General features: G+C 51.2%; 16 protein-coding genes. 12 read left to right on the forward strand and 4 right to left on the reverse strand.

Annotation, left to right across the window (positions count from 1 at the left end; translation table 11 throughout):
* Positions 1–3: 3 nt before the first annotated feature.
* Positions 4–621 (forward strand): cytochrome aa3 quinol oxidase subunit III, encoded by a 618-nt coding sequence (gene qoxC / locus AF331_RS15980; RefSeq protein WP_048006663.1) that lies wholly within the window; start codon positions 4–6, stop codon positions 619–621.
* Positions 622–921, forward strand: a complete 300-nt coding sequence (qoxD, locus tag AF331_RS15985; RefSeq protein WP_048006664.1) for a cytochrome aa3 quinol oxidase subunit IV — start codon at positions 622–624, stop codon at positions 919–921.
* A 46-nt stretch (positions 922–967) separates the two neighbouring features.
* Here the strand turns inward: qoxD and AF331_RS15990 are convergent, their stop codons facing one another.
* Positions 968–2,164 (reverse strand): MFS transporter, encoded by a 1,197-nt coding sequence (locus tag AF331_RS15990; protein ID WP_053429097.1) that lies wholly within the window; start codon positions 2,162–2,164, stop codon positions 968–970.
* A 5-nt stretch (positions 2,165–2,169) separates the two neighbouring features.
* Positions 2,170–3,066, reverse strand: coding sequence for a LysR family transcriptional regulator (locus tag AF331_RS15995; protein WP_053429098.1), 897 nt, complete (start codon positions 3,064–3,066; stop codon positions 2,170–2,172).
* 166 nt (positions 3,067–3,232) lie between these two features.
* Between AF331_RS15995 and AF331_RS16000 the strand changes: the two genes are divergently transcribed.
* From AF331_RS16000 to AF331_RS16045, 10 genes are all read left to right on the forward strand, one after another.
* Positions 3,233–3,973: an alpha/beta hydrolase gene (locus tag AF331_RS16000; RefSeq protein WP_053429099.1), complete on the forward strand. Its 741-nt coding sequence runs from the start codon at positions 3,233–3,235 to the stop codon at positions 3,971–3,973.
* A 417-nt stretch (positions 3,974–4,390) separates the two neighbouring features.
* The gene (locus AF331_RS16005; protein WP_048006668.1) at positions 4,391–4,840 is read left to right on the forward strand and encodes an Lrp/AsnC family transcriptional regulator; all 450 of its coding nucleotides are present in this window, start codon (positions 4,391–4,393) and stop codon (positions 4,838–4,840) included.
* Positions 4,841–5,165: 325 nt separating this feature from the next.
* A complete protein-coding gene (gene nikB, locus AF331_RS16010; protein ID WP_053429100.1) occupies positions 5,166–6,107 on the forward strand; it encodes a nickel ABC transporter permease in 942 nt (313 codons plus the stop codon).
* A gap of 32 nt (positions 6,108–6,139) precedes the next feature.
* Positions 6,140–7,024 carry an ABC transporter permease gene (locus AF331_RS16015; protein ID WP_053429383.1) on the forward strand — a complete coding sequence of 295 codons (885 nt, stop codon included), beginning with the start codon at positions 6,140–6,142 and terminating at the stop codon, positions 7,022–7,024.
* Between the two features lie 19 nt (positions 7,025–7,043).
* Positions 7,044–8,567 (forward strand): glutathione ABC transporter substrate-binding protein, encoded by a 1,524-nt coding sequence (locus AF331_RS16020; protein ID WP_053429101.1) that lies wholly within the window; start codon positions 7,044–7,046, stop codon positions 8,565–8,567.
* 8 nt (positions 8,568–8,575) lie between these two features.
* Entirely contained in the window at positions 8,576–9,583 is a 1,008-nt protein-coding gene (locus AF331_RS16025) for an ABC transporter ATP-binding protein (RefSeq protein WP_053429102.1), read from the forward strand.
* Positions 9,549–10,550: an ABC transporter ATP-binding protein gene (locus AF331_RS16030; RefSeq protein ID WP_053429103.1), complete on the forward strand. Its 1,002-nt coding sequence runs from the start codon at positions 9,549–9,551 to the stop codon at positions 10,548–10,550. Before AF331_RS16025 ends, AF331_RS16030 begins: the two co-directional genes overlap by 35 nt.
* Positions 10,547–12,157: a gamma-glutamyltransferase family protein gene (locus tag AF331_RS16035; protein WP_053429104.1), complete on the forward strand. Its 1,611-nt coding sequence runs from the start codon at positions 10,547–10,549 to the stop codon at positions 12,155–12,157. The genes AF331_RS16030 and AF331_RS16035 overlap by 4 nt, the downstream gene beginning before the upstream one ends.
* A gap of 35 nt (positions 12,158–12,192) precedes the next feature.
* The gene (locus AF331_RS16040) at positions 12,193–12,753 is read left to right on the forward strand and encodes a chromate transporter (RefSeq protein WP_053429105.1); all 561 of its coding nucleotides are present in this window, start codon (positions 12,193–12,195) and stop codon (positions 12,751–12,753) included.
* Entirely contained in the window at positions 12,750–13,283 is a 534-nt protein-coding gene (locus AF331_RS16045) for a chromate transporter (RefSeq protein WP_053429106.1), read from the forward strand. Before AF331_RS16040 ends, AF331_RS16045 begins: the two co-directional genes overlap by 4 nt.
* Before the next feature lie 256 nt (positions 13,284–13,539).
* Here AF331_RS16045 and AF331_RS22535 read toward each other — a convergent pair whose 3' ends face one another.
* Both AF331_RS22535 and AF331_RS16050 read right to left on the reverse strand, forming a co-directional pair.
* Entirely contained in the window at positions 13,540–13,725 is a 186-nt protein-coding gene (locus AF331_RS22535) for a hypothetical protein (protein ID WP_160316573.1), read from the reverse strand.
* Positions 13,726–14,575: 850 nt separating this feature from the next.
* Positions 14,576–15,793 carry a dicarboxylate/amino acid:cation symporter gene (locus tag AF331_RS16050; protein WP_053429107.1) on the reverse strand — a complete coding sequence of 406 codons (1,218 nt, stop codon included), beginning with the start codon at positions 15,791–15,793 and terminating at the stop codon, positions 14,576–14,578.
* Between the last annotated feature and the right edge of the window lie 16 nt (positions 15,794–15,809).

Raw genomic sequence — 15,809 nt, forward strand, 5'->3', positions numbered from 1 at the left:
TGTATGGCACATAATACAAATGTAGATCCAAACACGCCGTTAGAATATCAATCCGAAACAGGTAAACTGAATATCTTCGGATTCTGGGTTTTCCTTGGTGCGGAGATGGCGTTGTTCGCAACGATCTTCGCCACATTCTTTGCCCTTAAGGATCACGGCGTCATGGCGGGAGGACCACTCCCAAGTGATTTATTCGAACTGAAAAACACACTCATTATGACTTTACTGCTACTTTTCAGTAGTTTTACATCCGGTTTATCCATCAATGAGCTTAGAAGAAGAAACGTGAAGGCCATGATCTTCTGGATCGCCGTCACATTGCTATTCGGTCTTGGTTTCCTTTATATGGAGATCACTGAGTTCATCCACCTTGTTCATGAAGGTGCGGCACTCGGTACGAACGCATACTGGTCTTCCTTCTACTTGTTGACCGGAACGCATGGTCTCCATGTATCTTTAGGTATTCTATGGATCATACTTGTGGTTATCCAAGTGATGAAGAACGGATTGAACCCGGACAATGCCAAAAAGATCTTTATCTCAAGTCTATATTGGCATTTCCTTGACTTCGTCTGGATCTTCGTATTCACAAGTGTGTACCTGTTAGGGATGGTGGGATAAATGGAACATAACACAGCGAATCACAGTAAATTTCCTTGGACGCAGGTGGTAGGGTTCATCCTATCGATCGCGTTGACCTTTTTAGCCATCTGGTTCGGTTTATATGCAGGTCTTGCATACAATGTCATGGTACCACTCGTATTCGTCCTTGCATTCATTCAAGCAGCGATCCAGCTGTTCATGTTCATGCACGTGACCGAAGGCGAAGGTAAATGGCAGGTCGGAAAGATGATTTCCGCCACGGTGATCGTACTCATCATCGTTCTTGGAACGATCTGGGTCATGGTCAGCATGCACTGATTGCAGAACAAAAAACATCCCGCGGGGGTTCCCGCGGGATGTTTTTTTAGTTTGTTTCCTGTAGATTTCCTCGTTCGTTCAGGGATAGGGCAAGTACGACCGAAATGGCTCCGAGGATTACGATCATCCCCACGATCCCTTCCCAACCGGAATCGTGGTAGAAGGAACCACTGATGGTGCCTCCGATGCTCGATCCTGCATAATACCCGAACAGATACAAAGAGGACGCCTGAGCTTTATCGTGTGTGGCGAGGAGTCCCACCCAGCTGCTTGCAATGGAGTGGGCGGCAAAGAAGCCGAATGTGAAAATGGCAATCCCGATGATCTTAATCCAGAGGGCAGGATGGAGGGTGCAAACCGTACCGGCGAGAAAAATGAACAAACAGAGAAGCAGGATCTTCTTTTTCCCTACCTGGTCTGCAAGCATCCCCATCCAGGTGGAGCTGAATGTACCGACGATATAGACGATGAAGATGAAGCCCACTAGCGTCTGGCTAAGGGAGTACGGAGGGGCGATCAATTCAAACCCGATATAGTTATAAAGGGACACAAACCCGCTCATGAGCAGAAATCCGATCAGGAATAGATACACAAGCCCCCTTACCTTCAGATGACTTCCCATGGAGCGGATAAGGGGAAGCAGACTGAATGATTTCGCTTCAAAATGCCTGGAAGGCGGTAAAAGGAAGAGAAAGGCGAAACTCGCCAGGAGGCTCAGGGCACCGACACCTGCCAAAGCGACATGCCAGCTGAAGTAGTCCGTCAAGATCCCGCTGAGGATCCTTCCCGTCATCCCGCCGATGGAGTTCCCGCTGATGTAGAGCCCCATGGCCATCCCGAGGCTCTTGAACTCGATCTCCTCCCCGAGATAGGCCATGGCGACAGCGGGTAGCCCCGCAAGTGTCAGCCCTTGAAAAGCCCTTGACAGGACCAGCAGTTCAAAGCTTGATGAAAGTCCCGTGAAGAGGGCGATGACAGAGGAGATGAAGAGAGAAAAGGCCATGATCGATTTGCGGCCGAATACTTCAGAAAGTGATCCTGCAATCAGGAGCCCCACTGCCAGGGCGATGGTTGCAGACGATTGGGTCAGGCTCGCCATGGCCGGTGAGACGTGAAATTCATCAGCGATCTCAGGCAGGAGAGGCTGGGTTCCCCACAGGATGGCGAACGTACTGAAGCCTCCGGCGAAGAGGGCGAGATTGGCCCGCTTGAAAGCCGGGGTATTCCGTTGTAAATAGCTCATGGCTGTCATTCCTTTTGATTCTGTTTTTCAGTTATGAAGGTTTGGACGAACGTGACGAATTCCCTCACAACCGGGGATTGATAGGTATTTTTTAAACTGGCAAGTCCAAGTTCCCGTGCACATACCGGAGAAGAGACTGGCACCAATGTGACTTTTTCCCGGTCCAGAAGCTTCAGATCGGGAACGAGGGAAACGCCCAGACGTGCACCGGCGAGGCCAGCCACCGTCCCGATATCTTCCCCTTCGAAAACAACATTCGGGGTGAATCCGGCGGATACGCAAAGCTCATGGATGATGGTGCCGAGCTCATTGGCTTCTTTGAATGAGATGAAAGGCTCATCTTTGACCATGTCCAACTCCACCTTTTCCAAGGAGGCGAGAGGATGATCATTGGCTACGACGAGAAAAAGTTCTTCGGTGACGAGAGGGAAGCAAAGGATCTCTTCATCTTCTTGATAATAGGAAATCAGGGCAAGATCTGCCTGACGCTCCTTTAGCTGATGGATGATCTGCCGATTGGACGATTGGGCAAGCTGGAATTTCACATGGGGGTGTTCTTTCTGATAGGCACTCACCATTTCGGGAATCACGCTTGCTCCTAGAGAAGGCAGGAATGAAAGGGAAATCGTCCCGTGATCTGGATGGGTTTCCCGCCATATTTCCCTCTTCCCTTCTTCAATCTGCATGATGGATTCTTCCACGCGCCTTAAGAACATCTTCCCGTATCGGTTCAGATAAATCCGCCGGCCTTTACGGTCGAACAAGGGGACGCCCAGTTCGTCTTCGAGTTTCGCGATCGAGCGGCTAAGGGCAGGTTGTGAAATGGCGAGCTCCTTGGCGGCTTTTGTGATGTGCTGTATAGTTGCAACCGTTCTAAAATAATTGATCTGATGCCAATCCACGCCGAGACCTCTCTTTAATAAAATGTTTTTAATTCCATCATACACCTGATTGGCAATGACTTCTAATGGTTGTTATGCATCAAATCGATGTCTGCCAGGCATTATTCAGCCGGCTGTTCTTCGCCTATAATGAAATCATCAAAAAGAGAAGGCGGGGAATGGCGAAATGAAAGTGGTGGCTCCAAAACCGTTCACATATGAAGAAGGGGATCGGGCCGTCCTTCTCCTTCATGGATTCACAGGGTCGACGATCGATGTAAAGGGTCTTGGCAGGGTGCTCCGGCAAGCTGGATTTACGTGTCACGCACCGCTTTATACGGGCCACGGCGGGGAAGCAGAAGTCTTGATCCAAACAACACCGGACGAATGGTGGAGGAGTGCCCAAGAGGGATATCGTTATCTCCGGGAGCTTGGATACATGAAAATAGCTGTTGCCGGCGTGTCCTTAGGAGGTACATTCGCCCTGCGACTTGCCATGATGCACCCTGTAGCCGGGCTGGTTTCCATGTGCGCACCGACCAGGGGGAAGAGTCGTACCGATCTTGCCGACAGGGTCATTGATTACGCGGAGCGGTTCAAAACATTTGAAGGGAAAGAGGAGGAACTGCGTAAGAAAGAGATGGATGAACTGGCACAAAGGGACATGAGCTTTCTCGATGAGCTTCAATCCTTCATTGATGATACGGGCGACCGCCTCCACGCCATCAAGGATCCGGCCCTCATCTTGCAGGGAGCCAAGGATGCTGCACTCTATAAAGAAAGTGCCATCAGGATCCATGATGAGATCCTCAGTGAAGAGAAGGAATTGAAATGGTACGGGGAATCGGGTCATATCATTACCCTGGATCAAGAGCGACAGCAAGTTTGTGAAGATGTGAAGGACTTTTTACTGAAGTTGGACTGGTAGTGGAGCACGGCAGGGAAAAGTGTGTTTTAATCAAGGGAAAACCCGAATTCATTTGCCTACGATCAGGCAAGGTAGTTTGGGTTTTTCATTTATGAGCATTTTGATGTCATTATTGCCAGCGGTTGATTGGAGTGCAAGACGAAGACTCCTGCGGGAAGAGTAGCTGATGTGAGACCCCGCAGGCTTGCCGAGGAGGCTCACGGGCTACCCGCGGAAAGCGTAGTCTTGCACGGAAATCATGAGCGGTAGTAAGAACCTATACTGATAATGGTCGTCATTACATGATCCCTTTTTTGATTTGTCTCAACCTCTTTTTCACGGTGTTTTATTGGAAGATTCTGATAAAATGCTTGCACAAGATTAGTTTATCGATATAATAGGGATACGATTGAGGGTCAGAAACTGAGAGGTGTTGGAATGAAAATAGATGAGACAGATCGAAAAATACTGCAGCTCCTGACAGAAGACGGGAGGTTGTCCTATGCCGATATAGGAAAGTCACTCGGACTTTCCAGGGTGACGGTAAGGGAAAGGGTTCATCAACTGAAGGATAACGGCGTGATCGAGCGCTTCAGCGTTGTCATCAATTCGGAGAAAGTGGGGAAGCGGGTTTCGGCCTTCTTCGAGGTGGACTGCGAGCCTGCGTTCCTTGTGGAAGTAGCTCAGAATCTGGCTGACAACCCTACGGTGGCGAGCTGCTATCAGATGACAGGCCCGAGTACCCTGCACATGCACGTATTGGTGGAGGACTTCGCGGCCCTTGAACAATTCATCAACAATGAACTGTATTCATTGGAGGGCATCACACGGGTGGAAAGTCACATCCTTCTCCGGAGATTTAAAAGCCGCAGCGGTTTGAAACTATAAGGAATAGGAAGAATCCAACGATGGTTGGGTTCTTTTTTTTGCATGTACGACTAAATATGCAAACCCCAACATTTTTATGCGACCAAGGTCATGGTGAGGTTGTAAAATCGTCACTTCGACATTCTTTATATATCAGTGAAAACGCTAACAATTAGTGAATATTCACAATTAATTTATTTTTTAGAAAAATGTATAGATTTTTCTTTCGGCATTCGATATAATCGGATTTATCGTAATTACGGTTACGTTTGTTAGGTTAAATAATTATTTTACCTAACAAATGAAATGCTTTTATTCTCTATTTCATAAAGGGGGAAGGGTCCACGTGGCTGCAATGATTGGACGAAGATTTTTAGAACTCCTGCTGTTACTGGTGGGGATTTCATTTTTGGTATTTGGTAGCATGCACCTGGCACCCGGTGATCCGGCATCGATCATCGGAGGACCGACGGCAACGAAGTCGGATATTGCTGCCATCAGGGATAGCCTGGGATTGAATGACCCATTCCTGGTGCAGTATTGGGACTATCTGAAGAATATTTTTCAAGGGGACTTCGGGTACTCCTATCAGACGAAGCAATCTGTTTCAGAAGCTCTCGCTGTACGGTTCCCCAATACGTTGAACTTGGCCGTGGCGAGTATGATCGTGGCTGTGATCATCGGATTGGGTGCGGGAATCATATCGGCGCTGAAGCAAAATTCCTGGTTGGATGTGTCGAGTACAGTGGTTGCACTCGCAGGGATCTCGATCCCGAACTTCTGGCTCGGTGCACTCCTCATTCTCATCTTCGGGGTGAACCTGCAGATCCTGCCGGTGGGAGGACTGGACGCCTCGTTCTGGACGGCCGAAGGGTTTAAACAGTTGATCCTCCCGGCCATTACGCTAGGGACAGGATCGGCCGCCATGATTGCCCGAATGAGCCGATCTTCCATGCTTGAGGTCATCCGGGCGGACTACATCAGGACGGCTAGGGCGAAGGGGATGAAAGAAAAGACGATCGTCTGGATCCATGCATTGAAAAACTCCATGATCCCGGTCATCACGGTTATCGGATTGAACTTCGGTTTCCTTCTTGGCGGAACCATCATCACGGAGCAGGTATTCGCCATCAACGGCGTCGGTCGTTTGATGATCGATGCCATCGCCGCGAGGGATTTCCCGATGGTACAGGGGTCGGTACTCCTGGTCGCAACGCTGTTTGTTCTCGTTAATCTGATCGTCGATATCATCTACGTCTTCGTTGATCCTAGGATCAGTTACGACTAATAGAGGGGGAGAAGCAATTGAGTGCAGAAGCTGTGGCTGCTACAACAGCCGTCCAGACGAAAAAGAAAAAAGACCGTACGTTTGTCACCACCATGAAACGATTGCTGAAGAATAAGCTGGCCATCTTCGGCCTCATCATCATCCTGCTTCAGGTGGTCATGGCCATTGCCGCACCGGTCATCACGATACATAGTCCATTCAAGCAGAATCTGGCACAAAGCGAGCTGCCCCTCTTCTCGGAAGGCCATTTCCTCGGAACCGATAACTTCGGACGCGACCTGTGGAGCAGGATCGTGTACGGGGCAAGGATTTCCTTGCTGGTAGGGATTACGGCGGTCGGACTCGGATTGGCAGGTGGCGTGACCCTCGGGTTAATCGCCGGTTACTATAGGAGACTTGACGGAATCATCATGCGGATCGTCGACCTTCTATTTGCCTTCCCGGGAATCCTGCTGGCCATGCTGATCATCGCCGTTCTTGGCACAAGCCTTGTGAATGTGGCCATCGCCATTTCGATCTGGTCGATTCCGACCTGTGCACGGATCGTCAGGGGATCGGTCCTATCCGTGAAAAAGCAGGAGTACGTGCAAGCCATGAAATCTCTCGGTGCGAGTGATTTCCGTATCCTCGTAAAGCACATCCTGCCGAATTGTTCGGCACCGATCATCGTATTTGCCACGATGAGGATGGCGACGGCCATCCTGTCTACTGCTTCCCTCAGCTATCTCGGCCTCGGGGCTCAGCCTCCGACACCGGAGTGGGGAGCAATGATCTCACAAGGGCAGGACTTCATGTGGACATCACCTCATATGACCATCGTGCCAGGTATCGCCATCATGCTGATCGTATTTGCTTTCAATGTTGTCGGGGACGGCCTTCGGGATGCCCTCGATCCAAATATGAACTTGAACCAATAATAAGAGGAGGAATGAAGAGATGAAGAAATGGTTGGTACTAGTAGTCGCAATCGTAATGATGGTAACCGCTGCCTGTAGCGGGGGCGGACAGAAGAAGAGCGGGGGAAGCGCAGCCCAGGAGTTGACCTATGCAACAACATCCGATGCCGTGGGACTCTCCCCGATCATGACGAATGATTCCGTTTCGGCGAATGTCATCGATCAAGTGTATGAGACATTGTTCGAACGGAACATCAAGACCAATGAAATTGAACCGCTCCTTGCAGAATCATATGAAACGCCTGATGACCAGACCTGGGTCATCAAATTGAAGAAAGACATCAAGTTCCAGGACGGAACGGACTTCAATGCTGAAGCCGTCAAATATACGTTTGATAAATTCAGAGATCCAAAGACAGCGGCACCGAGGGCTTCACTACTCGAACCGATCGAGTCTGTGACTGTGGTCGATGACTACACTGTGGAGATCAAGACCAAATATCCGTATGGACCCCTTCTTGCCGCGTTGAGCCACTCGAACGCTGCGATTGTCAGCCCTGAAGCGGATCAATCCCAGGATCTCATGAAAGAGCCTGTCGGAACCGGTCCATTCAAATTCGTAAGCTGGACGCCTGGCGATCAAATCGTCCTTGAGAAGAACAAAGACTACTGGAGAGATCCAGCGAAACTCGATAAGGTGACATACAAAGTCGTTCCGGAAGTATCCACGGCGATCTCCATGCTTCAAACAGGAAAGGTTCAATTCCTTGATGCCCTTCCCACTGAACAGGTCAAACGGATCGAAGCGCTGAAGAACGTCAATGTTTCCAAGGAAGAAGGGACTCCGGTTTCATATCTTGGTTTCAATATGAGCAAAGAGCCGATGAATAACCCTGAATTCCGTCAGGCAGTGGCGTATGCCCTTGACCGTGCATCATACGTGAAGAAAATGAACGGCCTTGGTGTCGAAGGCAACAGCCTAATCGGTCCGAAAGTATTTGGATACGACGCCTCTGCAGATGATGCAGGATATGCCTATGATCCTGAGAAGGCAAAAGAAATGGTGAAGAAAAATGACTTTGGAAGCAAAGCACTCACCATCCTGACACCGAATCGTGATAACTATATGCTCATGGCTGAAATCGCCCAGTCACAGCTTCAGGATGCAGGTTTCAACGTGAAGATCGAATCCATGGAATGGGGTACATTCCTCGATACGGTACGCGATGGCAAGTACGATATCACATTCCTCGGATGGGCGAACTCGACCTCTGATGGAAGTGAACTTCTTTACCCGAACTTCCACTCAGACAATATTGGATCATCCAACCGCGTTCAGTATAACAACCCGGACTTCGACAAGCTTGTAGATGAATCACGTGAGAATATCGATGAAGACGTCCGTGCGAAGAAGCTTGATGAAGCCAACAAGCTGATCGTGAAAGATGCCCCGATCGTCGTCATGAACCACGGTGTGAATACATCCGCAACCGATAAGAGCGTCAAAGGGTTGAAGCTCGATCCGACAGGTTCTTGGAAACTCTATAACGTTTACAGAGAGTAGGGATAACGATGAAGACAGATCTATTATATGTAAAGAATATGGTCACTGCCTTCCGCACAGCTAACGGAGAAGTATCTGCCGTGCGGGGCATCTCCTTCTCCGTGAAAAAAGGTGAGACGCTTTGTGTCGTAGGGGAGTCGGGATGCGGGAAAAGCATTACCTCCCTCTCCGTCATGGGGCTACTTCCAAGCAATGGCTCGATCAAAGAAGGAAGCATTGAGTTCGACGGGAATGATCTTGTTGCCTATTCGCCTGAGCAACTCAGGAAAATAAGGGGAAAAGACATGTCGATGATCTTCCAGGAACCGATGACCGCCTTGAACCCGGTCCTCACGATCGGCTACCAGCTCAGGGAGCCGCTGATGCTGCATAAGCAAATCGGGAAGAGCGAGGCGACGAAGCAAGGAATCGATCTCTTGAAGCAGGTAGGGATCCCCTATCCCGAAAAACGGATGAAGCAGTATCCCCATGAACTAAGCGGAGGGATGAGGCAGCGGGTGATGATTGCCATCGCCCTCGCCTGCTCCCCGAAGCTATTGATTGCCGATGAGCCGACCACGGCGCTGGATGTAACGATTCAGGCCCAGATCCTCGATCTGATCCAGGACGCGAAAGAGCAATACGGGATGGGGGTCATGATGATCACCCATGACATGGGTGTCGTGGCGGAAGTCGCCGATCGCGTCATGGTCATGTACGCAGGAGAAAAGATCGAAGAAGGGAACGTGGAGTCTATCTTCGAAAACCCTCAGCATCCCTACACAAAGGGGCTACTAAACTCGGTTCCGAACCTGGATGATCCGGACTTTGAACTTGAAGCGATACCAGGATCCCTGCCGAACATCGATGAGCAGATCAGCGGCTGCAGGTTCCATCCCCGCTGTCCATATGCAATGGACCGTTGCAAATCCGAGACACCGCCTGAATACATCGTGGCGGGTGAACACAAGGTGAAATGCTGGCTACAGGAGGCTGATGAGGATGTCTGCACTACGAGAGAAACCGTCCATTCTTAAACTCGAAGGAGTCAAAAAATATTACCCGATCAAAGGCGGGATGCTGAAACGCATCCAAGGTCATGTGAAGGCCGTAGAAGAGGTATCACTCGAGTTATTCGAAGGTGAGAGCCTTGGAGTCGTAGGGGAATCAGGGTGTGGGAAGTCGACCCTCGGCCGTACGATCCTCGGGCTTGAGGATGTCACGGACGGGAAGGTCATCTTCCAGGGGAAAGAGGTTCAGAGCCTCTCGAATCGCCAGCGTCTTCCATTTAAGAAGCAGATGCAGATGATCTTCCAGGATCCATACGCATCCCTGAACCCGAGGCAAAAGATCGGAGCGGCACTTGAAGAAGTATTTGTCATCCATACGGATCTTTCAGCCTCTGAGCGGAAGAAGAAAGTGATAGACTTATTGAGAGAGGTCGGACTGAAGGAAGATCACTATGATCGTCTACCCCATGAATTCAGTGGAGGTCAGCGTCAGCGGATCGGCATCGCCCGCGCCATTGCGTTGAATCCATCTGTTGTTGTATGTGATGAAGCTGTGTCTGCACTCGATGTATCTGTGCAGGCGCAGGTTCTGAAGCTCCTGAAGACCCTCCAGTCCAAATATGGGTTGACGTATCTCTTCATCTCCCATGATCTCGGTGTCGTCCGCTACTTCTGCAGCCGGGTCATGGTCATGTACCTTGGTAATACGGCTGAACTAGCTTCAGCGGAACAGCTGTACACCAATCCGCTACATCCTTATACGAAAGCACTATTATCATCGATACCAAGGCCATCCATTCAGAAGGATCGAAAGCGCATCCGCCTGGAGGGAGAAATCCCAAATCCGGCAAATCCACCGTCAGGCTGTGCGTTCCACACAAGATGTCCCATCGCTACAGACCTCTGCAAACAGAAGAAACCCGAATGGCGGGACATGGGCGATCAGCATTTTGTCGCCTGTCATCATGTAGAAAAAGGACGTGAAGTTTTATGAACATGGATCACCTGTATCAACCGTATTCCTCCATACGTAACACAGTGTTTGCCAAAAAAGGAATGGTGGCGACTTCCCAGCCCCTCGCCTCCCAGGCAGGTTTGGAGATCCTCCAAAAAGGAGGGAACGCCATTGATGCAGCCATCGCTACGGCTGCAGCCCTGACCGTCGTCGAACCGACTTCGAACGGAATCGGTGGGGACGCATTCGCCCTTGTATGGGTGAAGGGAGAACTTCACGGACTCAATGCAAGTGGTCCATCGCCTGCATCCATTTCCATTGAGGCTGTGAAGGAAAAGGGACACGACACCATGCCGGTACACGGCGCGATTCCCATCACGGTCCCGGGAGCTCCGTCAGCATGGGCTGAACTTTCGGAACGCTTCGGTAAACTGCCATTGACCGAGGTGTTGGCACCGGCGATCGCCTATGCGGAAGAAGGGTACCCGATCAGCCCGGTACTCGGCAAGTATTGGAGTCTCGCCCATAAGAAGTTCAGAGATTCTTTCAAAGGAGAGGAATATCAGGCGTGGTTCGACACCTTTGCCCCGGAAGGCAGGGCTCCGGAAATCGGGGAAGTATGGTCTTCGAAAGGTCATGCGGAAACCCTCCGCTCCATTGCAGAAACGAAGGCGGAAAGCTTCTACCGGGGAGACTTGGCCGGACAAATAGCGGAAGCTGTCCAACAGGGCGGAGGCTTCCTGTCAAAAGAGGACCTCGCCTCCTACCGACCACAATGGGTGAAGCCGATTTCTACTGATTATAAAGGATACGATGTGTGGGAAATCCCACCGAACGGCCAGGGCCTTGTCACCCTCATGGGGCTGAACATCATGAAAGGCTTTGACGTCACGGAGAAGGAGAGCATCGATACATACCATAAACAAATCGAAGCCATGAAGCTCGCCTTTACCGACGGAAAAGCGTTCATCACAGAAGAGAAGGATATGCCCGTCTCCGTTGAGCATCTCCTGAGCGAAGAATATGCCGAAGCAAGGCGCTCTGTCATCGGGGAAGAAGCCATCACCCCTACGGAATATGAGCCTCCCAAAGGGGGAACCGTATACCTAGCCACTGCTGATGGAGAAGGGAATATGGTTTCATTCATCCAGAGCAACTATATGGGCTTCGGATCCGGAATCGTGGTGCCTGGCACCGGGATCGGACTGCAAAACCGCGGACATGATTTCTCCTTGGATCCAACGCATCCGAACGCCCTTCAACCTGGAAAGAAGACATACCATACAATCATTCCTGGCTTCCTGACGAAAGCAGGCGAGGCTGTTGGCCCATTCGGCGTCATGGGGGGCTACATGCAGCCTCAAGGTCATTTTCAAGTCGTCATGAACACCATTGATTTTCATCTGAATCCACAGGCTGCCCTCGATGCACCAAGATGGCAGTGGATGAAGGGTAAACAGGTAGCTGTCGAACCGACATTCCCGAATCACATCGCACAAGCACTCGCCAGGCGCGGTCACGAGATTCAGGTCGCGACCGATCACGGTTCATTTGGCCGGGGGCAAATCATTTGGAGAAACCCTACCAATGGTGTTTTAATGGGAGGGACGGAATCCCGTACGGACGGGGCCATCTCCGCTTGGTAGGAGACCCCGCTAACGATTGAAATGAGGTGTGATGAATGAAACAGTGGCAGTTATTTCTGGCATTTTTCCGCGTAGGGATGCTTGGATTCGGGGGGGGTCCTTCCTCCATACCACTATTTCATAAAGAAGTAGTCGAGAAATATAAATGGATGAGTGACGATGAGTTTTCGGATACCCTCGCTTTGGCAAATGCCCTGCCTGGACCGATTGCAACGAAGATGGCCGGATATATCGGGCATCGGGTGGGGGGAGTGCTCGGCATGCTCGTGAGCATCATCGCCACAAGCGTCCCGACCGTCCTGCTCTTGATCCTGATGCTGACGGCCTTGAATTCCTACAAGGACCGCCCGTGGGTCCACGGAATGTCCCAGGCGGTCGTCCCCGTGGTCGCGGTCATGCTCGGTGTCCTGACGTGGGACTTTGTGAAAAAGTCGAAGAAGAGCCTCGGCTGGAAAATCACGATCGGACTCTTGGCAGTGAGCCTGTTACTACTTTCAGGACTTGGCGTGCACCCGGGAATTGTGATTGCAGTGTTACTCGGGCTTGCCCTTATGTCTAAGAAACCTGTGAATGAAAAGCAGGTGAAAGCTTCATGACATATGTGCATATTTTCATGGCTTTCTTTGTTCCGAATATCTTAGGGTATGGCGGCGGGCCGTCCTCGATCCCCCTTATCCAGGCGGAGGTCGTGGACCGGTACGGATGGCTGACGGATAGTCAGTTCAGCGAAATGCTCGCCCTTGCCAATGCGCTTCCGGGTCCGATCAATACGAAAATGGCCGGCTATATCGGCTATCAGCAAGGCGGTGTGCTGGGGGCCGCGATCGGGTTGTTCTCGACGATTGCTCCTTCGCTGCTGCTGATGCTGTTCTTGCTCGGATTGTTGATGAAGTTTAAAGATTCTCCTAAGGTGAAGAACATGACGACGATCGTCAGGCCGACGATTGCGATCCTGCTTGGTATCATGACGATGGAATTCCTTGTGGATTCGTATGGTGGGATCGGGATTGTGCAGACGTTGATTATCGGGGTTGCCAGCTATCTCTTGTTGGAGAGGTGGAAGGTGAGTCCTGCGTTTGTGATTGGCGGGGCGCTCGTGTACGGTGCTGTGTTTCTTGGAGGATAAGGGAAATCCCTCACTGGTTTGATGCCGGTGGGGGATTTTTTTTTGGGGGGTTATCTTCATTCCCATCCAGTAGGTATGGGTGGAGTGAAAAGAGGGGCACGTTCCGTTTCGCTGCGTGAGCCCGCTTTCCTGCGGGGAGGCAGTTGAGCCGCTTCGACTGCGCCTGCAGGGTCTCAACCTTGCCTCTATTCCCGCGGGAGTCGGCCGTCCTCCGCTGCACTGCACTCTTTGGTTACAGGGTGATTGAGTTCTTTACCTAAGGTTTGATCGGTCTATCTTCATTCCCATCCAGTAGGTATGGGTGGAGTGGAAAGAGGGGACCGTTTCGTTTCGCTGCGGTCGGCCGCTTTCCTGCGGGGAGGCAGTTGAGCCGCTTCGGCTGCGCCTGCAGGGTCTCAACCTTGCCTCTATTCCCGCGGGAGTCGTCCGTCCTCCGCTGCACTGCACTGTGTGGTGGTAGCTTGATTCAGTTCTCCACCTATAAGGGTTTTGGAGAGGGATACCTTTATCCCATCCAGCATTTATGGGGGAGTGAAAAGAGGGGATTGTTCCTTATCGCTGCACTCTTTGCTATGAAGGTTGGGATTCTCTGCCTATAGGAGGATTTGATAGGGCTATCTTCGACCTCATCCTGTAAGTATGGGGTTATCTGGAAAGATGGGGTCGTTCCGTTTCGCTGCGGGAGCCCGCTTTCCACGGGTCGTGCGGTGAGCCTCCTCATGCTTGCGGGGTCTCACCCTGCCCGCATTTTCCCGTTGGAGTCGGTCCCGCTCCGCTGGTTTTCAGTATCGCTGAACTATGAAATAAACCCACCAGTCTAAGGTTCCTTTATCTCTAATCCCGAACCAAAGAGTGGATTGAAGCGAAAGGCGCCTGACTCCAGCGGAAAAGAAGGAGTGGCAAGACCCCGCAGGCACGAGGAGGCTTGACGCCCTTCCCGCAGGAAAGCAGGCGTCTGAAGCGAAAAGGAACGGTCCCATACCTTAGCACACTATCATGAAGTTAACCGGTATGGGTAACGGACAGTGTCACCCGAAAAAACAATCGGCTCTGATAACTGTGCAGAAGTAATAGAAACTCACCTCATCTCGAACCAAAGAGTGAATTGCAGTGGAAGACGCCTGACTCCAGCTGAAAAGAAAGAATGGCAAGACCCCGCAGGAAAGCAGGCGCCTGTAGCGAAAAGGAACGGTCCCATCCTCATTCACTTACTCTACAAGAATTCACCTTAACCTCACTTATTGTCCGCACCAAAAAGGCTGTCGCACACCGCGACAGCCTTTTACCCTATTTCATTTCTTTCTACCGCTCAACCGATGAATGATCGACGTTCCTGCAAGGTCACCCGTGATGTTGATGGCCGTGCAGCCCATGCCGACAAGGGCGTCGATGGCGGTCAGGAGGGCAACGGCTTCCATGGGGAGGCCGATTTGGGTGAACACCGTGGCGATCATGAGGATGCCTGCTCCCGGGACGCCAGCCGTTCCGATGGAGGCGAGGGTTCCGACCACCACAACGAGGACCATATCAGTCAGGCTCAGCGGGTCACCTACAACATTTGCTGCGAATACGGCGGATACGGCAATGCGGATGGCGGCCCCGTCCATGTTAATTGTTGCACCAAGGGGTAGGCTTAACCCGTAGAGGCTCTTCGGAATCCCCATTTCCCTTGCGGCTTGAAGGGATAAAGGCAGGGTGCCGGTGCTGCTTTGTGTCACGAAGGCCGTGATCATGGGAGTGCGTGCCTTTGAATAAAACGAAAGGGGGTTGATCTTGACCATAACCATGGCAACAGTGTAGAGAACCAGCTGGACGATGAGTGCGATATACAGGACCATGATCATGTTGCCGAGGGACAGGAGTGTCCCCGCACCCTGTTCTCCCACCGTTTTGGCCATGATGGCGAAAATGCCGATAGGTAGGTAGTGCAGGATTGCCTTCATGATGGCGAGACTGGCTTCATTGAGTCCCTCGATGACTTTGAAGACATGCTCACCCAGTTCACCGTATTCTTTCGTGGAACGCAAATAGGAGATGGCGGTCCCGAACACGATGGCGGTGAAGATGATTCCCTGCAGGTTCAGTTCGGTGAAGGCTTTTGTGATATTGTCTGGAATGATTGACAGGAAGACGCTTTTTAAGCCCGGATCATCGGGAACATCGAATGATTGGGATTGGTCGAGCTCCATTCCTGTCCCTGGTTGAAAGATGCTCGCGACAGCCAACCCCACGACGATGGCGAAGGCGGATGAAAGAAGATAGTAGAGGAACACCTTGCTCCCCGTTTTCCCGAGTTCTTTTATACTTGTTTGGTTCACCCCTGTCATGAGTGTGAAGAGGATAAGGGGGATGATCAGGAACGACAGGAGATGGATAAGGATGTCCCCCAGGATGGAAATGGAGGCGGCGCGCTCTCCGAAGGTCACGCCTGCAATGACCCCAAGGATCAGCGCAACGGTGATTTTCGTGATCAGGGATATGCTCTTGTATTTCGTCCATAATGTCTTCATAGTTGATACCTCTTTT

Source organism: Rossellomorea marisflavi (assembly GCF_001274775.1).
GTDB lineage: Bacteria > Bacillota > Bacilli > Bacillales > Bacillaceae_B > Rossellomorea > Rossellomorea marisflavi.